The organism is Bacillus sp. FSL M8-0350, assembly GCF_038593345.1.
Classification (GTDB): Bacteria; Bacillota; Bacilli; order Bacillales; family Bacillaceae; genus Bacillus; species Bacillus safensis.
The window spans coordinates 3,395,162-3,421,935 of the sequence record NZ_CP151985.1 but is presented as its reverse complement, the minus strand read 5'-3'; the positions used below and the strand labels follow the sequence as shown (position 1 = coordinate 3,421,935).

Here is a 26,774-nt window from a genome sequence, read left to right as displayed (position 1 = left end):
TTTTAGCATATTCCCTATTCAATGCTAATACACTGTTACAAACCTGACAAAGAGAGTGTTTGAGGTGAGGGATCGTGTTTGGCATTTACTACCTAATGGATGAGAAATTACGACGAACAAGCGCCGCTGAAAATGGATAATCTTCATACGGATCTCATTTCACACTTCTCACATCCATTTTAGGGAGGTCGAGTGGTGTGCACGATTACATCAAAGAGCGAACAATCAAGATAGGAAAGTATATCGTGGAGACAAAGAAAACCGTTCGTGTTATTGCGAAAGAATTTGGAGTCTCTAAAAGTACTGTACACAAGGATCTAACAGAAAGACTGCCAGAAATTAATCCAGATCTGGCTAATGAAGTAAAGGAGATACTGGATTATCATAAATCAATCCGCCACTTGCGAGGAGGAGAAGCCACCAAGTTAAAGTATAAAAAAGAAGAAATTTTAGAAGGCGAACCTGTGAAACAGTAAGCTTAGTTCTTTGTTCATAAACATGATATATATATCTTCCTCATATCGGTAGTTTCTAACCACAAATTTTGTAAAGACTTTTGTAAAGAAATATCTTTTTTTCTGCAAATTATGATAGAATATATAATTAGGGCAGAATGTGGTATTTGCTATGGAAACAGATTTTCAAGGAGGATATATATAGATGTTTGCTAGGGATATTGGAATTGATCTTGGTACTGCCAATGTACTGATTCATGTCAAAGGAAAAGGAATTGTGTTAAATGAACCATCTGTGGTAGCTCTTGACAAAAACAGCGGAAAAGTTTTGGCTGTTGGAGAAGAGGCTAGACGTATGGTTGGACGTACGCCTGGGAATATTGTTGCGATTCGTCCATTAAAAGACGGCGTAATCGCTGATTTTGAAGTAACTGAAGCGATGCTCAAGCATTTTATTAACAAATTAAATGTGAAAGGGCTGTTCTCTAAGCCGCGTATGCTCATCTGCTGCCCGACAAATATTACATCTGTTGAGCAGAAGGCGATCAAGGAAGCTGCTGAAAAAAGCGGTGGTAAGCATGTATTTCTTGAAGAAGAGCCAAAAGTAGCAGCGATTGGTGCTGGTATGGATATTTTTCAGCCAAGTGGAAACATGGTCGTAGATATTGGAGGCGGAACGACAGATATCGCTGTCATCTCAATGGGTGACATTGTAACCGCCTCTTCTATTAAAATGGCTGGAGACAAATTTGATCTGGAAATTCTAAACTACATTAAAAAAGAGTACAAGCTGTTGATCGGTGAGCGCACGGCTGAGGATATTAAGATCCAAGTTGCAACGGTATTCCCAGACGCACGTCACGAAGAGATTTCGATTCGTGGACGAGACATGGTGACAGGATTACCAAGAACGATTACCGTCACAAGCAAAGAAGTAGAAGAAGCATTGCGTGAATCTGTATCTGCGATTGTTCAGGCTGCGAAGCAAGTTCTTGAGAGAACACCGCCTGAATTATCAGCTGATATTATCGATCGCGGCGTCATCATTACAGGTGGCGGAGCTCTTCTAAACGGGCTTGATCAATTGCTTGCAGAAGAGCTGAAAGTACCAGTTTTCGTTGCTGAAAATCCAATGGACTGTGTAGCAGTTGGTACTGGCGTGATGCTTGATAATATGGACAAGCTGCCAAAGCGTAAACTCAGCTAATGATTTCCCTCATTCTTTTTAGAAAGAATGGGGGATTTTTATTAAAGAACCCTGCTAATCAGCCGATATATTTCATAGAAGATTGTGTTTAGGTCATGTGAAAGAATTTGAATGAGGTGAGCACGTGTTAAAAGGACTATACACCGCAACATCTGCCATGATCGCTCAAGAGCGGCGGACAGAAATGCTTTCAAATAATATCGCAAATGCGAATACCCCAGGCTATAAAGCGGATGAAGGGGCAATGCGTGCATTTCCAGAAATGCTGCTGAGCCGAATGGAATCAGGACGTTTCCAAACATCCTCAGGCAAAGGTTTTAGTGTTCCACTGCAATCGCCGATTGGTGGAATCAATACTGGGACATATATGCAGGAATTAATCCCTCAATTTACACAGGGAACTTTAAAAACAACAGATCAAACAACAGATGTAGCACTAGTTGAAAATAATGTGCCGATCAATCCGGAGACCAATCAGAAATCAGCGCTATTTTATGCGGTCAACACACCAGAAGGCGTTCGTTATACGAAAAGCAGCTCCATTACATTGAACGCACAAAAGCAGCTGACGATTAATGGACGCGCTCTTCTTTCCGTGACGGGTCAGCCGATTACGGTTCAGAGTGAGAACTTCAAAGTGAATGCAGATGGTACTGTGTCTGAAAATGGCCAAAATCTTGGTCAAATCGATGTACGTGTTGCGATGGATACAAGAAACCTAGCGCGTGAAGGAAATGATTTATACCGTACAGCTGATAACCAGCCCCTGCCAAGTGCAGTCAATAACGGTCAAATGTCCTATACGTTAAGCCAAGGCGTATCGGAGCTGTCGAACGTGGATGTGACGAAATCATATACAGATATGACAACGGCTTACCGAGCATTTGAAACAAACCAAAAAGTGGTTCAGGCGTATGATAAAAGCTTAGAAAAAGCAGTGAATGAAATTGGCAGAGTGTACTAATCAAGAAATGAAAAAGAAAGGAGGAAAATTATGCTTAGAACGATGATAAATGCAGCTGTATCGATGAATGAAGTGCAAAAGCAGCTTGACATCATCAGCAACAACATCGCGAACAGTGAAACAACAGGATACCGTGCGAAAAACACCCGTTTCTCAGAGCTGATCAGACAGCAGTTTAATCAGGTAGATGAAAAAAATGAGCAGGTGGCAAACAGTCGTCTGACACCTGCTGGGTTAAGGCTTGGTACGGGGACAATGGTCAATGCGTCCATTAACTCGCTGCAAGGCTCGATTAAAGAAACAGGACGTGATCTTGATGTTGCATTCGGAGCGCCGTCGCAGTATTTACAGGTCAACGCCGGCGGTAATATCCGTTATACAAGAGATGGTTCACTTTACTTACAGCCGGGCAATAACCGTAACCAAGTGCAGCTTGTCACGAGCGAAGGCTATCCGATTCTTGATGAAAACGGAAATGCAATCGTCTTAAATGCGAATTTCCGTGATATTTCAATCGATAAAAATGGACGGCTTACGGCGATTTCAAGAGATAATCAACCGAATCAGCAAGTGAATCTAGGCGTTGTACAAGTCAATAATTCTTCAGCACTTGCCTCTGAAGGAGATAATTTGTTCTCAGTCGACGGAACCTATCAAGGTGCATTAACAGCACTAAATGGAGCAAACCGAGAGGCGATTCAGCTCCAGCAAGGTGCACTGGAAACGTCAAATGTGGACATGTCGAAAGAATTAACAGACCTCATGACAACACAGCGTTCCTATCAGATGAACTCAAGAACGATCACGATGGGCGATCAAATGCTGGGATTAATTAATACAATTCGATAATCAGCAGGCTGGTATCAGCCTCTCATGATAAAAAAGGCGGCTCGCTCAAAGTCGCCCTTTTTTTTATAAAAATCTGAGACATCAGCAAGCAGATCCTCAAGGTCAATCCAGGCTTCTTTTCGTTCAAGACATGTGACGAGCGTGGCGATCTGCTCATCTGCCTTTGGCGTTTGGCTGTAGAGAAGAGATAAGATTTGAAACTTCATTCTTAATATATCAAACTGGGAAGCAACGGCTTCTTTCAGTCCTTTTTGAATATATTTCATCCCTTCATCGGTTAAATTTTCTTTAAAACAGGAACGCACAGTTTCGTATAGGCACGATACATAGGAGTGTGCTGACTTTCGGTATGCAGGAAGACGAAGCGCTTTTTTGAAGTATTCTAGCGCTTCCTTATGACGGTTTTGTCTTGACTGAATAAAGCCAGCATCATAATAAACGATACCGAGCAGCTCTTGATCATCAATCTTTTTCACATAATCAATAATTTCAATGAAAATATCTTCTGCTTCCTTATATTTTTTTTGGTCGCTATAGTTAAGAGCGAGCACAATTTTACACCGATAGATGCTATGGATATCTCCGTGCTTTGCAAAAATATCCATGGCTTTTTGAACATGACGAATCGATAACAACGAGTAACGGTTGTTATAATAAACACCGCTTGTACGGAAATGGAACTCTGCTTCCTCCAGCTCATCGTCAAGTAATGGCAGTCGTTCCTCTGCCTTTTCGAGATAATGAATCGCATCATTTTGATCACTTTTTAAAGATTCATATAATCCGAGAAAGAAATAAAAATAATATTGCAGTTCTTCGTTCATATCATCTTTGTGGGGCAGCAGTTCATGTTTGAGTTTTTCTAAGTCCTCTGTCTGATTCATCCAGAGCTGATGACGGAAAAGCATCAGCTGATAATGGAAATAGAGTTCCTGTTTTTTTGATAATTTGCGTTTATATTTTAGCAGTGTTTTTTTGATTTCTTCAGCCTTCGAAAAATGTCGATGCTTTAGCATTGTATACCAGGAATGGAGAAGTTTTTTTATGGATTTATCGCTCATAAAATTCATTTTTACCCTCTTATTCAATCAATGTTGTAATATATATTACCATATTTGTGAAAAAACAATGAGTGTAGTGTGGATTATATTTGATGACAATTGGTAATGGTAGATTCTATTTTTTACCATATGCATAAGGCGAATATTGAAAAATGCCAGCATTCATAATATACTTCTATAGGAATCAAATGAAGATCAGCGATATAGAAAAGAAGGAGAGATCAAGATATGCTTGATGCTCAGCAAATTCAAGACATTATTCCACACCGTTATCCATTCTTATTGGTCGACCGTATTTTAGAGGTTGAGGGAGAAAAAAGAGCGGTTGGAATTAAAAATGTCACAGTGAATGAAGAATTTTTTAATGGCCATTTCCCTGGTTACCCAGTCATGCCTGGTGTGCTTATAGTAGAAGCACTCGCACAGGTTTTTGGTGTGATTATGTTAGGCAAGGAAGAAAACAAAGGAAAGATTGGTTTGTTTGCAGGGATTGACGGATGCCGCTTCAAAAGACAGGTCAAGCCTGGAGACCAGCTCCGTTTAGAGGTTGAAGTGACGCGCCTCCGCGGGCCGGTTGCAAAAGGAAAAGCAGTAGCGACAGTAGATGGCGAAGTTGCATGTGAAGCAGAACTGACATTTTCTATCGGTCCTAAAGTATCATGATTTTCCTGGCGGTTCATTAAGCATGAATCGCTTTTTTATTTAGAAACGTTCAGTTAGAACGGATAAGGACTTGCAATTTTGACAAAAAAACGTCATATTAGACAAAAAAAGATGAAGGTGATAAAGGATGCTGAAAGAATTTAGAGAGTTTGCCGTCAAGGGCAATGTCATTGACTTGGCTGTAGGTGTCATCATTGGGGGAGCATTTGGCAAAATTGTCACTTCTCTTGTGAATGATTTAATCATGCCGCTTGTCGGTATTATTATTGGAGGGCATGATTTTAGCGGTTTATCCATTAAAATCGGAGCTGCTCAAATTTTATATGGGAACTTTATTCAAACAGTGGTTGATTTCTTAATTATCTCGTTTTCCATTTTTATCTTTATTCGTTATTTGAATAAGTTAAAACGGAAAAAGGTTGAGGAAGAAGAGGTTGTGGAAACGCCGGATCAAACGGAAGTTCTGCTAACTGAAATTAGAGATTTATTGAAAAATCAAAGCCAGTCTAAAGATTTGCAATAGAAAAAGAGCGGCTGATCCCGCTCTTTTTTATGTGTTTTGTTTAAAAGCATCCAGTAGTTTTTCTCCTGACAGCCCCTCTTTGACGAGGTCTTTTAATACTTCTTCAGTTTCTGTTCTGTAACGATTTGTAATCATTTTACCATCGAGTAATACAGAAATGTTTTCTTCTAAGGCAACGATGTTTTTGACTTGGACAGATAGATGAACAGGGCGGTTGTTTTCTTTAGTGATCGTTACAAGAATCTTCACTTCTGTGTGCTGCTGAAAGAGTACCTCAAATACCTGTCTATGTTTCTTTGGAATGAGTGCCTCAATCATCCAGTGATTTTCACCGTCTTCTTTATTAATGATTAAACCGTCACGAAGGGGAATGCTGGACATTTTATCTTGCTGTGGATCAAGTTCAATTTTTAAATCAATCAGCCTAAAGGTTTTCATATTTATCACCTCACAAGCGTTCATTATTCGTAAGTATTATTATAGCATACAACATCTGTATAAATGAAACCGCTGCCTGCTTAGAACTAGCTGCACATGAGTGAAAGGAGATGTTTTATGGAGTCCTATCAATTGAGAAACATTCATATTGGCGACGACAAGGCAAAGAGTGATATACGTGTTTATTCGTGGGGAGACATTCTTTCATTTTGTGATGTGTATATGGAAGAAGGAGTGTCACTCACGTTTCAATATGTCACCAAGGATCAAATGGACTGTTTTGAGTTTCAGCTGTCGATTCATGATGGTCGGCTTTGTTTTTATTGGTTTGCGTGGGACGGATCTGATTATATTCACATGCCTTCTAGTAATTGGATTCATTCAGATATTTTTTATCAATTTATGAAAAATAAGTATTTCATCAAACAAAACAAGATGATGTTTTATACGCAAGCGGTAAAAAACAGAAATTAATGAGGATATAGAGAATTTAAAGGCCTATTTTGCTATTTTCCTGTTTTGTCACATACGGCCTTTCTCCGTAGACTAGGGGTAGCTGAAAGGAAAGGAGGCAAGTCCCGAATTAAAAGGTAACGTCTATCATCTGACAGCCCCCCTCTAGCTAAAGCTGATAGATGCTGCCTTGTTCATATGAACACTGCGTAATATAGAACCAATGCTTCTTTGTATAGGTCATGTGTCCCCTTGTGAATCCCCTATGTGTGTATCCGGTCATATTTGCGTGGCCGGATACCCTTTTATTCACTGTTTAACCGATCAGCTCTTGCAAATAGTGGATACTCATTTCATAATGATGATGGATTTTGTTAACGGTATGTCGGTTGAAAATAAAGACAAAAAGGAGAGAACGATGACAAACATTCAATTAATCGCAACGGATTTAGATGGAACTTTATTGAACAGTGAACACAAAGTGAGTCAGGAAAACGAGCAGGCATTAAAGGAAGCAGCTGCGAATGGAATTGAGGTTGTCGTGTCAACAGGGAGAGCGTATTTTGATGTGAGGTCTATTTTTGACCAGCTTGGTATGAATACATGGGTGATTAGTGCCAATGGAGCTGTGATTCATGATCCAACTGGACAAGTCTACCATTCAGCTGCTTTACAAGAAGAAAAGGCTAAACACATATTGTCATGGCTTGAAGAACGTGATTATTATTATGAAGTCTTTACAAACGAAGCCATTTTCACACCAAATCGCGGCAGAGAGCTTCTTGCGATTGAAATGGACCGTTTAAAAAGTGCAAATCCAGAAACGGATCAAAATGTTTTAAAACAAGCGGCAGAAGTTCAATACAGCCAGTCGGGTTTTTCTTATATTGATACATATAAAGAATTGTTTCGTGAGGATCGAAAGCTTTCATTTTACAATATCTTAGGTTTTTCTTTTTTTCAAGATAGATTGAAAGCCGGATGGGATATGTTTGGTGATGATTCAGATTTAACATTGGTCAGTTCGGCTGATCATAACTTTGAAATTGGTTCAAAGGACGCGTCTAAAGGGCAGGCATTAACAAGGCTGGCAGAAAGACTAGGTATTCCTTTAAGTAGGGCAGCGGCTGTAGGAGACAGTTTAAATGATGAATCAATGCTTCGAGCTGCTGGTGTTGGGGTTGCAATGGGGAATGCGAGACAGGATATAAAAGAAATCGCTGATCACGTGACGTTATCAAATGATGAACACGGAGTCGCGCATATGATCCGGCACCTTTTGAAATAGATGAATCAGATGTCGTGGTATAAATCACATAGGATGAAGCGCATTCTACAAAAGAGGAATTCAGAACCACTTCTATTTACACATGATGTGGAACATCATATAATTTAATTATGAATATAACCCGCTTGTAAGGAAAATAAGGAGAGTAAACGAATGGCGCTGGAATCTTATAAGTCCGAAAATCTGCATTTAATCAAGGAAGCCTTGGACTATACTCAGGTTGGCCTGACGGTGACGGACCCGTCTTTACCTGATAATCCTTTAATATATGTGAACAAGGGCTTTTTAGATATGACAGGCTATCAAGAAACCGAAGTATTGGGGAGGAATTGTCGTTTCCTTCAGGGAGATGAAACTGAACAAATCGCTCTCAAGCAAATTAGAACAGCCATTGAGAACAAAGAGGCTGTCACGGTTCAGCTGAAAAATTATAAAAAATCTGGACAAATGTTTTGGAACGAGTTAAGTGTCGCTCCTCTTTGGATTGACGAAAAGGAAGGAAAACGTCTTTATTTCGTTGGTCTGCAAAAGGATGTCACGAAAGAGAAGGAACAGCAGGAGCTTCTTGAGCAATCAATTGATGAAGTGCTGAATATTTCTGTCCCAATCGTTCCGGTGAAAGATGGTATCTCTGTGTTACCGATCATTGGTACGTTAACAGCGCCTAGATTTGATAAGATCATTTCAACGGTCTCCACCTATATCTCTCAATCCAAGGATGATTATTTTATTGTCGATCTGTCCGGATTATTAGAAGTGGATTCATTTGTGGCAGATGCGATCTTTAAGCTGAACGATTTGATTTTAATGACAGGTACTGAACTCATTGTGACAGGAATTAAACCGAATCTTGCAATGAAAATGGGAGAAATGAGAGAGGACTTCCGTGAATTAAATACGTATATGAATGTGAAATCTGCATTGAAAAAACTGAACATTTAGCGTACGTTATATGAAATGAAAAAGAGGACTTTTCTCAAGATTAATGAAAAGTCCTCTTTTTGCTGTGATTAAGATGATTGAGCGGCGGCACTTAAGGTAAATAAGTCTTCTAGTTCGTTTGTCGATAGCTCTGTAATCCAGCTTTCGCTTTGGATAATTTGATCATTTAATGTTTGTTTTGTTTCGAGCATTTGATCGATTTTTTCCTCGATTGTGCCCGTTGTGATCATCTTATGGACGTGAACAAATCGTTTTTGTCCAATCCGATAAGCTCGGTCTGTTGCTTGGTTTTCTACAGCAGGATTCCACCATCTATCGTAGTGAATGACATGGTTTGCGGCGGTTAGATTGAGTCCTGTTCCTCCTGCCTTTAAAGAGAGAATTAAGATGTTGAATTCTTTCTTCTGGAAGCGGTCCACCATTTTGTCCCGCTCTTGTTTTGAGAGACTGCCATTTAAAAATTGGACTGGTTCTCCAAACATCTTTTCTGCCAGCTGCTTGATCATGTTGCCCATTTCAATATATTGCGTAAAGATGAGACAGCTTTCTCCTTGCTCATGTATCACTGTTAACAGCTCTGCGAGTTTATCCATTTTTAACGAACGTTTCAGCAGTTTCACATCTGTTCCGCTCTCTTTTAAATAGAGCGCAGGGTGATCACAAATCTGTTTGAGTCTGCCAAGCATACTTAAAATAATGGCTTTTCGCTGCATCCCTGTTAATGATGCCATGTGTTCAAATGTATCCTTCACGAGCTGTTCATATAAAGACGCCTGCTCAGCGGAGAGCGGAATGAATTCTTTTTCTTCGAGTTTCTCAGGCAGGTTCAGGGCAACCTCTTCATCTTGTTTTGTTCGTCTTAATAAAAATGGTTTGATCAGCTGCTGGAGCTGTTCAATTCTTTTTTCTTCACGGTCTTTTTCAATCGGAAGGACGAACTTTTTATGGAAGCTGGTCAGGCTGCCGAGATATCCTTTGTTGACGAAGTCGAATATGGACCAAAGCTCTGTCAAACGGTTTTCCATTGGTGTCCCGCTGAGGGCAATGTGATGCTGTCCTTTGAGCTGTCTAATCGCTCTCGATTGTTTCGTATGGGCGTTCTTGATGTTTTGGGCTTCGTCTAAGCAAATGGTATTCCACTTTGCTGCCGTTAATTCATCACGATCAGAATGTGAGAGTCCATAAGACGTCAAAACAATATCTGTTGACTCATATGTTTTTGTGAAGTCCTCTCCCTGTGGACGCGATGGGCCATAATGCAGGGCAACCTTCAAATGTGGTGCGAATGTTTCGAGCTCTCGCTGCCAGTTTCCTAAAACAGAGGTCGGCGCAATGATGAGAGAGGGAGCGGCATTTTGCTCCTGCTCCTTCAAATACGTGAAATACGCGATCATTTGAATCGTTTTTCCAAGACCCATATCATCTGCTAAACAAGCCCCAAATCCATGAGATCTTAAAAATAAAAGCCAATTTACGCCATGCTGCTGATACGGACGCAGTTTGCCTTTGAAGGACTCACTCATTTCGTAAGAAGGCAGCTCGTGCGAATCATTTAATTGGTGGACAAGCCCTCTTAATTGCGATGAAAGTTCAAATTGAATATGGGCAAATGCTGAACTGTCTAGTAGTTCTGGAATCGATTCAGAGGAAGCTTCTTGATCTGCCAGTTCGCGTGACAAAATATCAGACATGTGAAGTCCTTCATTTTCGGCACGCTCCATCCACTTTTTCATTTGCTGAATGAAGCTCGGGTCTATTTTGATCCATTGTCCTCGAATGTTGACAAGGCGTCGTTTGCTTTGGACAAGTTCGTTAAACTCATCTTCTGTCAGTTCAATGCCGTTTGTAGCAAAGCGCCAATTAAAGTCCATTAATGCGTCCATTCCGACATGCGATTCGCCTCGCGGTGTAGAAGAAACCCTTGCTTTTAACATCATCGTGCTGTCTTTAACAATTTGCCACCACGATGGGAGCAGAATCTCAATGCCCATATTGACAAGTGTTTCACTTGCTTCAGATAGGAAGAGCCATGCTTCTTCTTCTGACATAAGTGTGGTGCCAGATGTGAAAGAAAGCCAAGGGACGATTTGACTGAATCGTTCCAGCTCTCTTGAAATTTTATCTTGATACGGATGCCAAGATCTTTTCAATGAACGAATGCCTTCAAAAAAGTGAAGGTCACTGTTTTTCTTGTCCCGCAAAAACAATTCGATTTTCCAATCATCTCCGTCAAAATCCGGTTCATTTAAGCGCAAGCCGACAGTGAACGGCGTCTCATCATCTATCCAGCCAATCGTCTCCAAGAAATCCTGCTCATCTAGAAAATGTCCTTGGAAGGTTGAGAGCGCAGGCGATTGTGCGTTCATGAGTTCCCATTTGTGCTGCAAGGCATCATCATACTGAATGTAATCCTGTACAGCAAAGGAGAACCAATCAGCCGTATAACCATCTAATAGGCCTTCTTTATCTTTAAACCGAAGCTCGCCTTTTGTCCACGCCTCATAATCGGGAACGAAATCTTCGTCCTCGATGAATTCGTAAATGGTGGAGGCAGTCTTCATCAGTGGTTCCGTTTCATCCGTTAATGTCACATGACTAAACGTATTAAATGAATTTTTTCCTAGCAATTCAACGGTCATCCAAGGGCTTAACAGAAAGGCAGGAGTGCCAATAAAGCTGACATCTTCTAAAAATGTTCCGTAGAAAGAAGATTTGTGCCATTGGAAAAGCTGCCTCTTCATTTCATTAAGCGGAACAGGGTGTCCGTCCTCTGCTTGCGCTGAAATGGTGAAAGAGAAATCTTCAGTTTGTTCTGCATGAATGACAATTTGTTTATGGCGTGTCATCAATCAATTTTCCTTTCTTCATTTCCTCTTGGAACGCACGCAGCCGTTTTGTTGAATCTTGCAGCTGCTTTACATACCTTTCCCAGATCACGGTTTTTTTCGTTTTATGATAAAGCGTGCGCAGTTTCTTCAGCATTTTCACAGACTCTCGATAAGCACTTCGATTCTTTTGATCGAGAAGCAGTGAGATTTCACGGTGGTACGATGGAATGAGGGCTTCCGGCTCCTCTTTTGCAATCTGTTTGATCAAATCCTTCTCCAGTTCACTAATGGAGAAACCAACAAGGCTGTGAATCTCAATCCATTCCGCATAACGCTGCTGTGCATACAAAAGCTGACTGTATTCTGTAAACGCATAGGGCATACAGATTTGGAGATAACGTTCATATAAATGATGATCCTTCGTTTGCTTAAAGTATGCATCTAAATAAAAGAAGAAGTCACTGACGGCTCCCCGCAATTCTCTGTAGGAAAGGTCGAGCTGGCAATATTCCTCTAATATATAGGTGATTTCATGATACCAGAGCTTGAGCCGCTTCCAGTCCTTTCGGTTTGTGAGATCCTTCAGCCAATTGAGCACATTTGGCAGCATATCCGCATTGAGCAGCTGTAATTGCTGAAAGAGGCTTTCGTCTTCTTTCAGTAAATAATCCATGTGCATCAGCCCGATGGTACGTTCAACCGTTTGTTCTTTCTTCTGGGCGTTCTTTAGTAATTCTGTTTCTTTTTTGACCCATTTCCCTCTATTTAATATGGTGCCCCAAATCTCCATAAAGACCGCTACTCGTTCATGCTGGAAAGGTCCATTGATTTGAAGAAGTGTGCGAACGGCAGTTGGTGTGTTTTCAAGAAACGGATCGAGGGAAAAGGAAAGGGCGTATGTCTTCAAATGATCCACTGAATCGAAAATGGTGTTCATGAGCTGTTCTACATAGGGATTCATGGAATAAAAGTCTTTTTCGGCATCAAGCCGGCCGAGGTCGACGAGTTCATGGAGCCTCAGCCATACATCGATCGACGTATGAATTGCATACAAGCTCTTGAATTCAGGTGAAGCAGGTGCGTGTTTTTTTAGGATCGATAAATAGCCGTAATATAAATGCTGCGGTGTTTGCTGGTGCTTCGGTGTCCGTTTCAGCCAGAGGTTAAATTCCTCTTGGAAAAAAGTCAGCCAGCTTTGGAGTGATTGTTCGTCTGGGCGCTTCACTTGGAAGTGCTGGCGAATCAGTTCTTTGCTGCGCTGTAATTCATCCTTTTCTGACCAATGTTCTGTAAACCCGGTCACACTCTCTACTTGAGCGTATAGCGAAAAGAAGACAGCGAGAATGTGTTTACAAAGTCCATCTGCTGGACATGAGCAGCTGCTTCTCACAGGAAATAGCACATGAAGGTGGACTCTTGCTGCCACGACATCATGTACATAAGCTGACCATTCGGTATCAGACTCTTGCTTGAGCCGATATACGCTGTCCTGTCTATAAGTAATCAATGCTTTTTTGATGAGTTGTTTGTTTTCATCTGTTGCAGGAAGAAGTTCTTTGATCTGTTCGGCTGTTTGTTTGATTTCTTCTTCGTTGATGTTGTGCTGAAGCATTTGATCCGCTCCTAACCAAGTAAAAGATTCCAATTCTTTTATTATAGCTCAATGGGGATTTATAAAAAAGTTTTTCATGAAAATGGTCATAAATTTCAAAAGCTGTCGAATGATGTAATAGAGTATTGCATAAACCAACCTTACAGCATATAATAATGAAATTAGTGGAATCGAAAGGATACAGACATGGATAATAAGGGTTTAAATCAAGAAGAGTTTTTAAAGATTTTGATGTACGCTCATGATATTGGTGAAAATTCAAATGATGTCACAACAAAAGAAATGCTTGAAAATCTGATTGCTCATATTCGAAATGGTCTTGTTTCATAAAAGTGACCCCCTGCTAGTGATGGCAGGGGGTTTTTGTATGCTTTTAAGAATGGAATGAACGCTCCCGGCATACGATGTCATTACAAGCATAAGGAGTATGGGGAGCTGATGGTGTCATGAATATTGCGATTGCAGGCTGTGGGTATGTGGGGCTTGTGACAGGTGTGTGTTTAGCGGAGGCAGGTCATGATGTGGCGTGTATTGATATTGACCGCCGAAAGGTCATGCAGCTGAAACAAGGAAATCCCCCAATGTATGAGCCAGGGTTAAAAGAGCTATTGAAGCGCAACCTTGAGCAGGGACGAATTCATTTTCGCATAAATGGAGCGGAAGCCTACCCGCGGGCAGATGTGTTAATGATTGCGGTCGGCACCCCGCAGCAGGCAGATGGCCAAGCTGATTTACAGTATGTGTTTCAGGCTGCGAAAGAGATGGGTTTAAAAGCAAAGTCAGGGGCGATTCTTGTGGTGAAAAGTACGGTTCCTGTCGGAACGGGGGATCAAATCGATCAGTTGATCCATCAAGAATTAGGACGGAAGGAGCCACTAGCGATTGCATCTAACCCAGAATTTTTACGGGAAGGCTCTGCCATTTCAGATACATTGAGGGCGGATCGGCTAGTGATTGGAGCTGAAACAAAAGCCGTATTAGACAAGTTAGAGGACATGTATGCTGATTTCCACCTTCCGTTGGTGAAAACAGACCGTAAAAGTGCTGAAATGATCAAGTATGCATCAAATGCATTTCTTGCGACAAAAATCAGCTTTATGAATGAGATTGCCTCCATTTGTGAAAAAACAGGGGCTGATGTTGAATGGGTGGCGCAGGGAATGGGACTTGATCAGCGGATCGGTTCTTCCTTTCTCAGAGCGGGCATTGGCTACGGAGGCTCTTGTTTTCCAAAGGATACAAATGCACTTGTCCAAATTGCAGGGCATGTGTCCCATGATTTTGAGTTGTTAAAGGCTGTCATCAAAGTAAATAATGAGCAGCGGGCAGGTTTTATCCGCAATATTCAGGAGCGGCTGGGGGCAGCTCTTGAAGGGAAGCGAATTGCGCTTCTTGGTCTGTCCTTTAAACCGAATACAGATGATATGAGGGAGGCGCCATCTATTCCGATCGCTCATGAGCTCCATCAATTAGGTGCGGAGCTTGTGGCATATGATCCTGTTGCTGCCCGGCATGCAGCTCGCGAGCTGCCGGATCAAGTCTTATTTGCTCAAACGATTGAGGAAGCGATCAAGGATGCCGATGCGGTCTGTCTATTAACAGAGTGGGCGGATATTCAGTCGTTTCCACTCGCTTCCTATAAGAAATGGATGAAGCGGCCGCTTATTTTCGATGGACGAAACTGTCATACACTTGAAGCGGCAGAACAAGCGGGGGTCGAGTATCATTCGATTGGGCGCAGATCAGTTTCTCCAATTTATATGTAAAAGAAAACCGATAACAGTGAATGTTATCGGTTTTTATGAATGCGGCAGAATGAATCCGCCATATAAAAATGCAGCCACAATCAGAAAAGCAGGGTGCAGCTTGAATTTGGTCATCAAGAAAAAGGAGATCGCAGCAATGGCGAGCGATTGCGTCCAGCCGATGGCTTTCACAGCATCTCCGCCGATTTCCCATGTTAATAAAAGCATCATCATCGCAATGACAGGCTGAACGGATAAGGTCATGCCTTTTACGACGGGAGATTGACGAAAGCGGTTAATGAGCTTGAGCAATAAAATCAGCCCAACAGCGGACGGCAGGACAGTTGCAAGCAGTGCCACGATAAAGCCTGGCCAGCCCATGACGTCATAGCCGACATATGCTGCAATCTTCGTAGCGATTGGCCCCGGCAGTGCATTGGCTAAAGCCAGCATATTGGAGAATCCTTCGTTCGTCATCCAATGAAAATGATTGACGATTTCTTCATAATTGAGTGGGATGGATGCAGGGCCACCGCCATATCCTAATAGATTGGATAAAAAGAAAGCCCAGAATAAAAAGAGAATCAGCATCATGAAGACACTCCTTTCTCTTTATTTGGCCGATTCCAGCGATTTTTCAGTTTAAAATGAAAGGCGCCATAAAGTAAAAAGATCATGACAATAATTCCTGGATGAATGGACAGCACTTGCAGCCCAATAAAAGCAAGAAGGAATAGAGCGATCCCGAAGATCATACCGAAGCCTTTCAGCGTTTTTTGTCCAAACTCATATGCCATGATACCGAGCAGCACGGCAATGACAGGGGTCACAGCGCCAATCATATTTTGAATGATTTGTGAGGAGCTTAAGACGCTGACAAGTGTGACAAGGGCTACCATGGCGAGACATGTTGGTAAAATATGAGCAGCTGTGGCGACAATTGCGCCAGATACGCCCTTTAATCGATAGCCGAGGTATGCTGACATTTTCGTTGCGATTGGGCCTGGTAAGGCATTGGCGATGGCGAGTGTTTCTCCGAATTCGTCATCGTTGATCCATTGGTATTTCACCACCGCTTCATGGCGAATAAGCGGTATGACGGAAGGGCCTCCGCCAAAACCGAGAATACCGGTTCGCACCATAGCGATAATGAGTTCGATATATGATTGCAAGTGGTTCAACTCCTGTCTACAATTTCATGCCCATGCGGCTTTTGTATCGTTTAATGAGCATTTGGCAGTCCACACTGACAACGCCTTCTAGCGGGTATAGCTTTTTTGTCAGGAAAGTCTCCATTTCCTGTTCATGTTGAAAAATGCCATGCATATGCAGCTTGCTTGGTCCTGTCATGTGGTAAAGGCTTGTGACAGCCGTTTCCTTTTCAAGCTGAAGGGCTACCGCTTCTAAAAATTTCGGCTCTACCTCTACATTAAAGAAGACAGAGACATGAATGCCGACCTTCGCGGGGTTAATTACAGCGGTGAATCGTTCAATGACCCCTGCTTCAACGAGCTGCTGAATGCGGGCTTGTACGGCAACACGTGACAGACCGACCTGTTTGCCGAGATCTGTATAAGACATGCGCCCGTCCTCGTGTAATAGGGATAAAATTTGTTTATCTCTTTCGTCTAATGTTAGGTTTGGAATGCTATAGTCTTTTGACACCGTATAACCACCTTTCTTCTGTTGATATTCTATCATATTTTATTACGAATAGAATGGATAATTTATCATTTGCTATCGAAACGAAAACATTGTATGCAAGAAATTATCTTTATGCATAAAAAAACACCCCGGAATCATCGGGGTGTCTTCATTTATTGATCCGGGCTGCTTTCTGCACTGGCAATTTGCTGTGCAAGATCAGCACGATCAATGTCTGCTTGGAAGAATTCCTGCGTATTTGGCAGGTGTAAATTCATATGGCGTTTTTGAGAAATGCGGATGGTGACTTGATCAACGGTGTAATCAAATACGTGTCCGCCAACACTTCGATCTTCATCAATAAAATGAAAATGATATCCACTCACCGCAATGCCATGTGCATACTGCGGTGTACGGAAGCCTGCGATCGTGCCTTGAATATCCTCGAAGTCGAAAATAGGCTGAGACTTGACTGCTTCTACCATTGGAACGTAAGGTTTTTCCTGTTTTTCAACCGTACGTGTTTGAACCTTTTTGAATGATCCATCAATGCGGACCGCATAAAAGATATTTTTACTTGGTAAAATGCGGTCGATTTCTTCTTCAAGTTCTTTAGACGTCATAGGTGCATCAATTCGATGAACGATATCTGTTTCAAAGAATGCTAGAGAGCAGAATGGTGAATAATCTTGATTGGTGACCGGTGTCGCTGTTCCGTCCGAGCGCAGCCGGTAGAATGCGCCGTCAAAGCCGATCAGTTCTCCATCTAATTGATTGAATGTACCGATGCCAAAATCACCGTGTTCAGGAATATGTGCGAGGGAGAAATCTCCATCATATACGGCTTCCAGCAGGGAGGTCATTGTCGATACTTGATAGACCTCTTGCTGTTTGTCATGCTGTCTTGTGTCATTCTGTTGATTCATTGGGTGCATCATACCCATAACCGCTCACTCCTTTAATGTAATGTATCGAAGTCTTATCTGACGTTCATTGCATGTTTTTTGCGAAAGACTTCTGGCCATTTTTGACTGGCGAGGTCAGGGTTGTCTTGATAGTCAATCGGAATATCAATAATCACGGGTCCTTCTATGTTTATACCCTTTTGAAGGACGGTTGAAAGCTCCTCAGGTGAGTTGACCCTTAGTCCAGTCGCTCCAAAGCTTTCCGCATATTTCACTAAATCGATCTGCCCGAATTCAACGCAGGATGTACGGTCATATTTCATTTCCTGCTGGAACGCGACCATGTCGTATGTGCTGTCGTTCCAAACAAGGTGAACGAGGTTTGTTTTCTTCCGGACTGCTGTTTCTAGCTCCATTGCGGAGAAGAGAAAACCGCCATCACCTGAGACCGAGATAATCTTTTCATCTGGATTCATGATAGAAGCCGCAATTGCCCATGGTAATGCGACGCCTAATGTTTGCATGCCGTTACTCACCAGGAATGAGTTCGGTTCATAGACGCGGAAGTGACGGGACATCCAAATCGCGTGAGATCCGATATCACACGTGACCTTCGTGTCATCAGGAATCAGACGTCTCAATGTATGAATGACATCCAGAGGGTGAGATCGATGACTTTCTCTTTCTGGTGTCTTTTCGATGTCGCTTAATAGTTCCTGTAATTCAGTGACGAATTCTATGTTCTCTTTGCTTAGAGAAAGGGGAACACTGTCATGCGCTAGATGTTTGACGGTTTCAGAAATATTGCCTACAAGCTCAAGCGCTGGCTCATAAAAATGGTCAATATCTGCCTGCATGTCATCAACATGGATGATCTGACGCTGCTGCGGCTGAAGATTCCAATGCTTCGGATCATATTCAATTGGATCAAAGCCAATGGTCAAAAGGACATCTGCATGTTCAATGAGAAGATCACCCGGCTGATTACGGAATAAGCCGATTCTGCCTACATATTGAGACTCGAGCTCTCTTGAGAGAACGCCGGCTCCTTGGTACGTTTCAACAAATGGGATACCAAGTGTTTTTAATAATGCTCTTGTGGCATTTGCAGCAGCTGGACGACTAGCTTTCATTCCCACAATCGCAATAGGTAAGTGTGCATTTTGAATTTTGGCGATAGCCGAACTGATGAGAGCATCTGGTGCAGGACCTAATTCTGGAGAAGGGTGAGCAGACACTGGTGTTTGTGTGGTGTGTTCTGTCACGACATCTTGTGGAAAGCTGATAAATGCTGCTCCAGCCTGCCCTTTTTGTGCCGCGCGAAAAGCATTCGTTAATGCTTCTGGTATATTATGAACGTCTTGTACTTCAACGCTATATTTTGTGACTGGTTTGAATAATGCCGCATTGTCGAGTGATTGATGTGTTCGTTTCAGACGATCTGCACGAATGACGTTTCCGGCGATTGCGACAACAGGATCACCTTCTGTATTGGCTGTTAATAGACCTGTTGCTAAATTAGATGCACCAGGACCTGATGTGACGAGACAAACACCTGGTTTGCCAGTTAATCGTCCGACAGCAGCTGCCATAAAGGCTGCATTTTGTTCGTGTCTGCATAGGACAAGCTCTGGACCTCTGTCTTTTAATACATCAAATACAGCGTCAATTTTTGCACCTGGAATCGCAAAAACATGGGTCACACCTTGAGCAATCAGCGTATCGACAATCAACTCTGCTCCTCGTCTTGTTAGGGGTTGTGCTTGAGATTTCATTTACCCCGCACTCCTTTCGGCAAGTAAAATTTTTTATGAAAATATATTTTCATGATATGATTTACTATACATTTCATAAAATAAATTTTCCAATATATGTTTAACGTGGTTTTGATATGTTTCACGAATAAGTGTGTGAGGAGTGAAAGGATGGAACTGAGACATTTGCAGTATTTTGTCACAGTAGCGGAGGAGCTGCATTTTGGCAGAGCAGCCGCGCGGTTGAATATGACACAGCCTCCACTTAGTCAGCAAATTAAGCAGTTTGAGGAAGAATTGGGTTTTCCTTTATTTCACCGGTCGAAGCGGGTGGTGGAGCTAACAGCAGCTGGAAAGGTCTTTTTACATGAGGTTCGGGGAGTGCTGCAGCATCTTGATAAAGCCGTTGATCATGCCCGTCATACAGCAAGAGGAGAGCTGGGGAAAATCATCATAGGTTTTGTTGGAACGGCGACGTATGATATTCTGCCGCCCGTTGTACGTGAATTCAGGGAGCTGTATCCCTCTGTCAGTATTGAATTGCAGCAGCTTTCTGTTCCGCAGCAGCTAGAGGCACTTTTAAATGGTGAGATTGATATCGGTTTTTTACATCCTACACCGCCGCATGAAGAATTAGTGAGTCGTTTGATGAAGCAAAGTGAATGTATTTTTGCGATTCCAAAAAATCATCGTTTGGCTAATAAAGAGACGGTCGCGATTGAAGATATCCGGCATGAACCGATTATTTCTTTATCACAGGAATCATGGCCGTCTCTTTATCAGCACTTTGTCCTGCTATGTGAAAAGTACGGGTTTTCTCCAAATATCGTGCAGGAAGCGGCGGAATATCAAATGATCATTGGCCTCGTCACAGCAGGGATCGGTATTGCAGTGATTCCACAATCAGCCCGGCGTTTATTTAATCTGGATGTTGTATATCGCTCCATTGAGGATGAACAGCTTCTGGCGGAATGGACGATTTCCTATAGACGGGAAAATCATAATCCTGCTTTATTTCATCTGGTCCACCATATCCTGCATCGCACCGAGCTGGAATAAGAGGTAGAGAGAAAGGGTTATGGTATGATGTCGTTACATTAAAAGGAGGCGTACCTGAATTGATTACATTGCTACTGGATCAGCTGTCACGAAAAGAGGCATATAAATTATTATCTGGATCTATCGTTCCAAGACCGATTGCATTTATTACAAGTCTATCTAAAGAAAATGTCGTCAATGCCGCACCATTTAGTTTCTTTAATGTCATCAGCGGACACCCGCCGCTCATTGCGGTTTCTATCGGACGACGTGATGGTCAGATGAAAGATACTGCGCAGCATATCATCGATAAGAAAGAGTTTGTCGTTCATGTGAGTGATGAAGACATGATAGAAGATATTAATGAAACAGCTGCTACTCTGCCTAGGGAAGAGAGTGAGCTGGATCGCACCGGACTTCACCAAGTAGAGAGTCATGTCATTTCGGTGCCGGGGATCAAGGAAGCACGCATTCGTTTTGAATGTCAGCTGGAAAAACATCTGACCTTTCAAAATGATGAAGGGGAGATCACAGTTGATCATATCATTGGCCGGGTTGTATGTGCACATTTAGATGAGGCTGTTTATGATGCAGAAAAAGGCTATGTTTCTACTAATGAACTGAAACCAGTCGCTCGCCTAGCAGGTAATGATTATGCCCATTTAGGCATGTCATTTGTGCTGAAAAGACCACAGTAATAGAAAAATACCCCCGAGGGATATCGGGGGTTTTCTGTTTATTTCTTCTGTTCTAGTTTGAGTGGAGCTGCGATGTTCTTTTGTACTTTTTTCCCTTTTAATACGTCGTTTGCAGCACCGACTGCCAGTTGACCGATCAGCTCTGGCTGCTGCGCAACCGTTGCAGAGAGCTTTCCTGCTTTGATCGAGCTGAGTGCATCTTCGTTGCCGTCAAAGCCAACGACAAGAATGTCTTTCCCAGAGCTTTGAATCGCTTCTAGTGCGCCGAGAGCCATTTCATCATTGTGGGCAAAAACAGCTTTGATGTCAGGGTTCCCTTGAAGAAGGTTTTCCATGACATTCAGTCCTTTTGTCCGGTCGAAGTCAGCAGCTTGTTTTGCTGTCACTTTTAGATCTTTATCCGCTATTTGATGGAATCCTTTTCCACGCTCACGTGTAGCGGAAGCGCCTGGTACGCCTTCTAATTCAGCGACTTTTGCTCCTTTGCCAACCTTGTCGATGATAAAGTTAGCTGCCATTTCACCGCCTTTGACGTTATCTGAGGCGACAAGTGCTTCTACCTTTCCACTTTCGGCTGAGCGGTCTAATGTGATGACAGGTATATCTGAAGCGTTTGCTGATTCGACAGCGGTTGATATGGCAGATGAATCCGCTGGGTTGATGAGCAATGCGTCGACGCCTTGCTGAATTAAATCTTCTACATCACTTGTTTGTTTAGCTGAATCATTTTGTGCATCTGCAATCACGACTTCAATGCCAAGCTTTTTTGCTTCTTTTGTCACACCGTTTTTCAGAGAAACGAAGAATGGGTTATTTAATGTCGAGATCGACAGACCGATTTTGATGTCTTTTTTCTTGCCATCCTTAGATGACTTGGCCCACTCCGGCGGTTCAAGCGAGCAGGCAGAAAGCAGAAACAAAGAGAGAGTCAGGATGAGAATAAGATATTTTTTCATAGCAGCTGCCTCCTTAAGCAGATTTCTTTCTGTCTAGCAGGACTGCAATCAAGATGACAATCCCTTTCACAACAGATTGATAGAATGATGAAACACCAAGTAAGTTCATACCATTGTTCAGGACACCGATAATGAGCACCCCGATGAGTGTGCCGACAATTCGTCCTCTTCCGCCGGACAGGCTTGTCCCGCCAAGTACGACGGCAGCAATGGCATCAAGCTCATAGGACGTACCAGCTGTTGGCTGCGCTGAATTTAGGCGAGATGTTAAGATCGCACCTGCTAAGGCAGACATGAAGCCTGCTAATGAATAGATCATAATTTTCACGCGTGGTACTTTGATTCCTGAGATGAGAGCCGCCTTTTCATTCCCGCCGATGGCATATGTTCTTCTGCCGAAAGGTGTTTTATGAAGCAGTACCCAAAGTACGATAAAGGTGAGAAGCATCGTGATCGCTGGAACAGGAATGCCTAAGAAATATCCGCGGCCGAATAACTGAAATGCATAGTTAGAGCCAAGCCCAGTAATCGGGTTTCCGTCTGTATAAACGAGTGTCAAACCTCTGAAAATTGTCATCGTGGCAAGCGTTGCGATAAATGGAGCCATCTTGCCTTTTGTGATTAAAAGACCGTTGATCATCCCAAGAACGGCACCGATGATACAGCCGACGATAATGGCTAAAATCGGATCCATGCCAGAAACGATAAAGCCGGCAGTCAGGGCACTGGACAGTGCAAGAATAGCACCGACTGATAAATCAATACCTCCAGTTAAAATAACAAACGTCATGCCAAAGGCAATGAGGGCATTAATGGAGATTTGTCTCAGTAAGTTTAAGATGTTTAATGGCTCTAAAAAGGCCGGGTTTAAAATAGAAACAATGGCAACAAGGATGATGAGTCCTAAGAATGGCCCAAGCTTTTGCATGATGTGATCAAATCGTCCATTTGAAGTAAGTGGTTTCATGTTACTTCCCTCCTGTAGCTAGTGTCATAATTCGTTCCTGCGTTGCTTCTGCTTTGTCTAATTCTCCGCTGATGGTTCCTTCATGAATGACGAGCACCCGGTCGCTCATCCCGAGTATCTCTGGGAGCTCAGAGGAGACCATTAAAATGGCAACACCTCGATCGGTCAGCTCATTCATTAACTGATAGATTTCTCGTTTCGCTCCGACGTCGACTCCTCGTGTCGGTTCATCTAAAATCAAGACCTTCGGCTGTATGCCGATCCATTTGGCGATGACGACTTTTTGCTGATTTCCACCAGACAGGCTTCGGGCAGAGATGTCAGAGGAAGCCGTTTTAATCGTCAGTCGTTTGATGAGAAGGTCGACAAAATCCTGTTCTGTTTTCTTATCAATCAGTCCCTTTGGAGAGAAGCTTTTTAAGTTTGGCAGACCGATGTTTTCCCGGATAGATGCATCAAGCATCAATCCTTCATCCTTGCGATCCTCTGTGATAAAGCCGATGCCGAGCTTGACGGCATCACTTGGTTTTTTAATAACAGCCTTTTTTCCATGAACCCATATTTCTCCTTGATCAAGAGGATCAAGACCAAACAGCGACCGCATCATTTCGGTCCGGCCAGCACCCATTAAGCCTGCAACACCAACGATTTCTCCAGCTTTAACTGAGAAGCTGATATCTTGAAATTGTCCTTTTCTCGTTGCTTGTTTCACCTCAAGGACAATGTCTCCTGTAGAAGGCGTTCGCTCAGGATATCGATCTATCAATTCACGGCCGACCATTTTTTTGACGACTTCATGGAAATTCGTTTCAGGTATGGCTTTCGTATCGACCGTTTTCCCATCACGCATGATCGTAATCCGGTCACAGATTGCAAAGATTTCCTCCATACGGTGAGAAATATAGACTATGGAAACGCCTTCTTTTTTGAGAGATTCAATGACCTGGAAGAGCTTCTCGATTTCCCGTTCCGTAAGAGCTGCTGTCGGCTCATCCATGATGATGACCTTTGCATCGGTCATTAATGCTTTTGCAATCTCAATCATCTGTTTTTGTCCAACAGAACAGCTGCCTGCCTCTTGTTCAAGTGAGAGATTCACAGACAAACGGTCCAGCTGCGTTTGGGCGAGGGTCTTCATTTTCTTAGTATCTAGCAGTCCGAGTTTCGTATAGATTTCTTTCCCGATGAATAGGTTCTCCAAGACGGTCATATCCGGCCATATGTTGAGCTCCTGATGAATGAAGGCGATGCCGTGCTGCTCCGCTTCCTTCGGATTTTTGAAAGCGGTTTCTTTTCCGTCGATTTGTATCGTTCCTTGATCTAAAGAATAAAGACCTGTAAGCAGATTCATTAAAGTTGATTTTCCCGCACCATTTTCACCCATGAGTGCGTGGACTTCACCTGTGGCGAGGTCAAAGGAGACCCCGGAGAGAACGGTGTTTTTTCCAAAAGCCTTATGGATGTTATGCATCTCTATGTTCATATCTGGATCCTCCTTTTAAAAGATGACACCGGCATGAAGAATGCAGTTTGCGTATGGGGTGGCTTCACCCGTTCGAATGACTGCTTTTGCCTGTTTGGTCATGTCTTTGAACGTCTCGTGGTCTACTTCATGTAACGGTTTTGAGAGCGCTTTCTTAAGAAATAAATGATCTCGTTCATTGGCTTCTTTGATTTCACTAGCTACAGTGATGTTTTCAACGGCCATTTCCTGAAGAAGGAGGGAGGTGACCTCCTGAAAGGATGGTGTGCCGATTGATAATGCCAGGTCGATTTTGACTGGACCTTCTGGGATAGGGAGACCACAGTCTGCGATGACGATTGTATCTGTGTGGCCAAGGTCAGCAAGCACCTTGGCGATATGGCTGTTTAGGATGCCGTTTTTTTTCATTTCTTTTTCTCCAATTCTTCTCTTGTTGGCATGCCGCCTTGTGCGCCAAACTTTGTGACGGACATTGATGCTGCAAGGTTGGCAAAGGCAAGTGCGTCATAGAGGGATTTGCCTTCTGTTAGAGCGACAGCCAAGGCTCCGTTAAAGGTATCGCCAGCCCCTGTTGTATCGACTGCTTCGACAGGAACGCCTGGAACCAACACGTCTTTCGTTCCATCAAAATATCGAACCCCATTTTTTCCTTCTGTGATTAATAATTTGTTAGGGTATTGACGCAAGGCATCTTCAATTGGCAGACCATCAAACATCAGAACAGCTTCATGTTCATTCGGTGTAATGTAAGCAGCCTGATCTAAAACCTGCTTCGATACTTTACGGGCTGGTGCAGGGTTTAATATGACAGGGACTTCTTTTTCACTGCAAATGGCGCAGACCGCTTCGACCGTTTCTTCAGGTATTTCCTGCTGGATGAGAACCATCCCAATATCATCAATTGTAGAAAGAGCATCACTTACATAGTCAGGAGTGACCTCGTCATTTGCCCCTTTGACCACTACAATGCTGTTATCACCTTCTGCTAAAATGATATGAGCTGTGCCGCTCTCCATTTCGGTAACCGGTTTCATATATGAGGTACGGACACCTTGTGCTTGTAAATTGCTGAGAATATCATGGCCATAAGCGTCATCACCAACTCGGCCGACCATATATACATCTGCACCGAGTCTGGCGCTTGCGACTGCCTGATTGGCACCTTTCCCGCCTGGGACCGTTTTAAACGATTCGCCTAAAACCGTTTCACCGGCATTTGGCCGTTTATCTGATGTGACGACTAAATCCATTGAACAGCTTCCTACTACAACAATATGACTCATTGTGAATCCACCTTTCTTGTGGTCTCTCGTTCAATAAAAGAGACGGGCATTTGAATAACTGGTTGATCTATCGGTTGTTTCTGAATCGCTTTGATTAACAGCTGTGCTGCTTCTTTTCCCATCTCATAGGCCGGCTGCCTTATGGTCGACAAGGAAGGAAAGAGCAGCTCACTTTGCGGAATATCATCAAATCCAATGATTTGAACGTCTCTTGGAATCGCTTTTCCGATTCGAAGCGCTTCATGGATGACCGCTGTTGCGACGATATCATTGCTGGCAATGATCCCATCTGTTTCAGGGTACAGCTGGAAAAGGGCCTTGGCACTTTTTCGAGCTTCTTGAAAGGAAAAGGAAGCATTAGACATCACATGAAAGTCGACACCTGTTTCCGTGAGAACATCGAGTGCCCCTTTGAATCGCTGCCGCGCTGTTTGCAGATGGGCAGGTCCTTTTAACAGTGTGATCTGCCGGCTGCCGCGTCTGATTAATTCCATTGCCGCCATTTTCCCGCCAGCTGCAGCATCTGCAAAAACAGAAGGTGCATGTGGAACCGTTCGATCTAAAAACACAACAGGCAGATCATCATCATTGTATATATCTGATTCAGGTTCATTTGTGACCGCGATGACACCGACCACTTGATTTTGTTTAAAGGTTTGCAAGTATGCCATTTCTTTCTCTCGATCTTCATCACTGTTTCCGAATAATAACCGAAAACCGTGCGCATGAATCTCATCCTCAACGCCTCTAGCAAGCTGAGGAAAGAAGGGGTTTGTGATATCAGGCAAGATTAAGCCGATTAAGCGTGATTCTCTTTTGAAAAGGGATCTAGCCACTTCATTGGGAAAGTAGTTCAACTCCTGCATCGCTTGCGTCACGCGAGTTTTCGTATCTGAATGAACATATCCAGTATCATTGAGCACGCGTGAAACAGTGGCAACAGACACTTGTGCAGCTTTTGCGACATCTTTAATTGTAGCCAATGGAGAGCCTCCCTTCATGAATGTGTAACCGTTTA

At 42.9% G+C, this 26,774-nt stretch carries 28 protein-coding genes; 13 read left to right on the top strand and 15 right to left on the bottom strand.

Going from position 1 to position 26,774, the window contains the following annotated elements:
* Positions 1–197: 197 nt before the first annotated feature.
* The 4 genes from spoIIID (at position 198) to NSS80_RS17805 (ending at position 3,475) form a co-directional block, all read left to right on the top strand.
* Positions 198–476, top strand: coding sequence for a sporulation transcriptional regulator SpoIIID (spoIIID, locus tag NSS80_RS17820; RefSeq protein ID WP_008343327.1), 279 nt, complete (start codon positions 198–200; stop codon positions 474–476).
* Positions 477–660: 184 nt separating this feature from the next.
* Complete coding sequence (mbl, locus tag NSS80_RS17815) at positions 661–1,662, top strand: cell shape-determining protein Mbl (RefSeq protein ID WP_007497573.1); 1,002 nt, start codon at positions 661–663, stop codon at positions 1,660–1,662.
* A gap of 124 nt (positions 1,663–1,786) precedes the next feature.
* A complete protein-coding gene (locus NSS80_RS17810) occupies positions 1,787–2,626 on the top strand; it encodes a flagellar hook-basal body protein (RefSeq protein WP_024426320.1) in 840 nt (279 codons plus the stop codon).
* Between the two features lie 30 nt (positions 2,627–2,656).
* Entirely contained in the window at positions 2,657–3,475 is an 819-nt protein-coding gene (locus NSS80_RS17805) for a flagellar hook-basal body protein (protein ID WP_024426319.1), read from the top strand.
* A 14-nt stretch (positions 3,476–3,489) separates the two neighbouring features.
* On the opposite strand, the gene NSS80_RS17800 is transcribed toward NSS80_RS17805, so the two are convergent.
* Positions 3,490–4,545 carry a tetratricopeptide repeat protein gene (locus NSS80_RS17800; RefSeq protein WP_024423694.1) on the bottom strand — a complete coding sequence of 352 codons (1,056 nt, stop codon included), beginning with the start codon at positions 4,543–4,545 and terminating at the stop codon, positions 3,490–3,492.
* Positions 4,546–4,764: 219 nt separating this feature from the next.
* On the opposite strand from NSS80_RS17800, the gene fabZ reads away from it, so the two are divergent.
* Together fabZ and mscL are read left to right on the top strand one after the other, a co-directional pair.
* Positions 4,765–5,199: a 3-hydroxyacyl-ACP dehydratase FabZ gene (fabZ, locus tag NSS80_RS17795; protein ID WP_012011512.1), complete on the top strand. Its 435-nt coding sequence runs from the start codon at positions 4,765–4,767 to the stop codon at positions 5,197–5,199.
* 127 nt (positions 5,200–5,326) lie between these two features.
* Positions 5,327–5,722: a large conductance mechanosensitive channel protein MscL gene (gene mscL, locus NSS80_RS17790; RefSeq protein ID WP_041115532.1), complete on the top strand. Its 396-nt coding sequence runs from the start codon at positions 5,327–5,329 to the stop codon at positions 5,720–5,722.
* A 27-nt stretch (positions 5,723–5,749) separates the two neighbouring features.
* Here mscL and NSS80_RS17785 read toward each other — a convergent pair whose 3' ends face one another.
* Complete coding sequence (locus tag NSS80_RS17785) at positions 5,750–6,160, bottom strand: YwpF-like family protein (RefSeq protein WP_024423692.1); 411 nt, start codon at positions 6,158–6,160, stop codon at positions 5,750–5,752.
* A 117-nt stretch (positions 6,161–6,277) separates the two neighbouring features.
* Between NSS80_RS17785 and NSS80_RS17780 the strand changes: the two genes are divergently transcribed.
* The 3 genes from NSS80_RS17780 to NSS80_RS17770 all read left to right on the top strand — a co-directional run bounded on the left by NSS80_RS17780 (position 6,278) and on the right by NSS80_RS17770 (position 8,843).
* Positions 6,278–6,634, top strand: a complete 357-nt coding sequence (locus tag NSS80_RS17780; protein WP_041115533.1) for a hypothetical protein — start codon at positions 6,278–6,280, stop codon at positions 6,632–6,634.
* A 406-nt stretch (positions 6,635–7,040) separates the two neighbouring features.
* Entirely contained in the window at positions 7,041–7,901 is an 861-nt protein-coding gene (locus tag NSS80_RS17775) for a Cof-type HAD-IIB family hydrolase (RefSeq protein WP_024426316.1), read from the top strand.
* Positions 7,902–8,054: 153 nt separating this feature from the next.
* Positions 8,055–8,843, top strand: coding sequence for an STAS domain-containing protein (locus NSS80_RS17770; RefSeq protein ID WP_029706346.1), 789 nt, complete (start codon positions 8,055–8,057; stop codon positions 8,841–8,843).
* A 68-nt stretch (positions 8,844–8,911) separates the two neighbouring features.
* Here NSS80_RS17770 and NSS80_RS17765 read toward each other — a convergent pair whose 3' ends face one another.
* Together NSS80_RS17765 and NSS80_RS17760 are read right to left on the bottom strand one after the other, a co-directional pair.
* Complete coding sequence (locus NSS80_RS17765) at positions 8,912–11,689, bottom strand: DEAD/DEAH box helicase (protein WP_342498366.1); 2,778 nt, start codon at positions 11,687–11,689, stop codon at positions 8,912–8,914.
* Complete coding sequence (locus NSS80_RS17760; RefSeq protein WP_041115535.1) at positions 11,676–13,283, bottom strand: SWIM zinc finger family protein; 1,608 nt, start codon at positions 13,281–13,283, stop codon at positions 11,676–11,678. Before NSS80_RS17760 ends, NSS80_RS17765 begins: the two co-directional genes overlap by 14 nt.
* A 186-nt stretch (positions 13,284–13,469) precedes the next feature.
* On the opposite strand from NSS80_RS17760, the gene NSS80_RS17755 reads away from it, so the two are divergent.
* Together NSS80_RS17755 and NSS80_RS17750 are read left to right on the top strand one after the other, a co-directional pair.
* Positions 13,470–13,613, top strand: coding sequence for a hypothetical protein (locus NSS80_RS17755; RefSeq protein ID WP_003214884.1), 144 nt, complete (start codon positions 13,470–13,472; stop codon positions 13,611–13,613).
* A gap of 116 nt (positions 13,614–13,729) precedes the next feature.
* Positions 13,730–15,049 (top strand): UDP-glucose/GDP-mannose dehydrogenase family protein, encoded by a 1,320-nt coding sequence (locus tag NSS80_RS17750; RefSeq protein ID WP_034624474.1) that lies wholly within the window; start codon positions 13,730–13,732, stop codon positions 15,047–15,049.
* A 33-nt stretch (positions 15,050–15,082) separates the two neighbouring features.
* Here the strand turns inward: NSS80_RS17750 and NSS80_RS17745 are convergent, their stop codons facing one another.
* The 5 genes from NSS80_RS17745 to alsS form a co-directional block, all read right to left on the bottom strand.
* Positions 15,083–15,619 (bottom strand): chromate transporter, encoded by a 537-nt coding sequence (locus tag NSS80_RS17745; protein WP_034624488.1) that lies wholly within the window; start codon positions 15,617–15,619, stop codon positions 15,083–15,085.
* Positions 15,619–16,200, bottom strand: coding sequence for a chromate transporter (locus NSS80_RS17740; protein ID WP_034624477.1), 582 nt, complete (start codon positions 16,198–16,200; stop codon positions 15,619–15,621). The genes NSS80_RS17745 and NSS80_RS17740 overlap by 1 nt, the downstream gene beginning before the upstream one ends.
* A 16-nt stretch (positions 16,201–16,216) precedes the next feature.
* Positions 16,217–16,693 carry an Lrp/AsnC family transcriptional regulator gene (locus tag NSS80_RS17735; protein WP_024423684.1) on the bottom strand — a complete coding sequence of 159 codons (477 nt, stop codon included), beginning with the start codon at positions 16,691–16,693 and terminating at the stop codon, positions 16,217–16,219.
* Positions 16,694–16,845: 152 nt separating this feature from the next.
* Positions 16,846–17,616: an acetolactate decarboxylase gene (budA, locus tag NSS80_RS17730; RefSeq protein ID WP_041115536.1), complete on the bottom strand. Its 771-nt coding sequence runs from the start codon at positions 17,614–17,616 to the stop codon at positions 16,846–16,848.
* A 35-nt stretch (positions 17,617–17,651) separates the two neighbouring features.
* The gene (gene alsS / locus NSS80_RS17725) at positions 17,652–19,352 is read right to left on the bottom strand and encodes an acetolactate synthase AlsS (protein WP_024426310.1); all 1,701 of its coding nucleotides are present in this window, start codon (positions 19,350–19,352) and stop codon (positions 17,652–17,654) included.
* A gap of 150 nt (positions 19,353–19,502) precedes the next feature.
* Between alsS and alsR the strand changes: the two genes are divergently transcribed.
* On the top strand, positions 19,503–20,390 hold the full coding sequence (alsR, locus tag NSS80_RS17720) for an acetoin biosynthesis transcriptional regulator AlsR (RefSeq protein WP_342498365.1): 888 nt from the start codon (positions 19,503–19,505) through the stop codon (positions 20,388–20,390).
* Positions 20,391–20,449: 59 nt separating this feature from the next.
* Complete coding sequence (locus tag NSS80_RS17715; protein WP_342498364.1) at positions 20,450–21,067, top strand: flavin reductase family protein; 618 nt, start codon at positions 20,450–20,452, stop codon at positions 21,065–21,067.
* 38 nt (positions 21,068–21,105) lie between these two features.
* On the opposite strand, the gene rbsB is transcribed toward NSS80_RS17715, so the two are convergent.
* Genes rbsB through NSS80_RS17685 form a run of 6 tightly spaced genes read right to left on the bottom strand, consistent with a single transcriptional unit; the run spans position 21,106 to position 26,739 of the window.
* Positions 21,106–22,023: a ribose ABC transporter substrate-binding protein RbsB gene (rbsB, locus tag NSS80_RS17710; protein ID WP_070326102.1), complete on the bottom strand. Its 918-nt coding sequence runs from the start codon at positions 22,021–22,023 to the stop codon at positions 21,106–21,108.
* Positions 22,024–22,036: 13 nt separating this feature from the next.
* A complete protein-coding gene (rbsC, locus tag NSS80_RS17705; protein WP_024423678.1) occupies positions 22,037–22,990 on the bottom strand; it encodes a ribose ABC transporter permease RbsC in 954 nt (317 codons plus the stop codon).
* A 1-nt stretch (position 22,991) separates the two neighbouring features.
* Positions 22,992–24,473, bottom strand: a complete 1,482-nt coding sequence (locus NSS80_RS17700; RefSeq protein ID WP_342498363.1) for a sugar ABC transporter ATP-binding protein — start codon at positions 24,471–24,473, stop codon at positions 22,992–22,994.
* A gap of 15 nt (positions 24,474–24,488) precedes the next feature.
* Positions 24,489–24,881, bottom strand: coding sequence for a D-ribose pyranase (rbsD, locus tag NSS80_RS17695; protein WP_025093920.1), 393 nt, complete (start codon positions 24,879–24,881; stop codon positions 24,489–24,491).
* Entirely contained in the window at positions 24,878–25,756 is an 879-nt protein-coding gene (gene rbsK / locus NSS80_RS17690; protein ID WP_342498362.1) for a ribokinase, read from the bottom strand. Before rbsK ends, rbsD begins: the two co-directional genes overlap by 4 nt.
* Positions 25,753–26,739, bottom strand: a complete 987-nt coding sequence (locus NSS80_RS17685) for a LacI family DNA-binding transcriptional regulator (protein WP_342498361.1) — start codon at positions 26,737–26,739, stop codon at positions 25,753–25,755. The genes rbsK and NSS80_RS17685 overlap by 4 nt, the downstream gene beginning before the upstream one ends.
* Between the last annotated feature and the right edge of the window lie 35 nt (positions 26,740–26,774).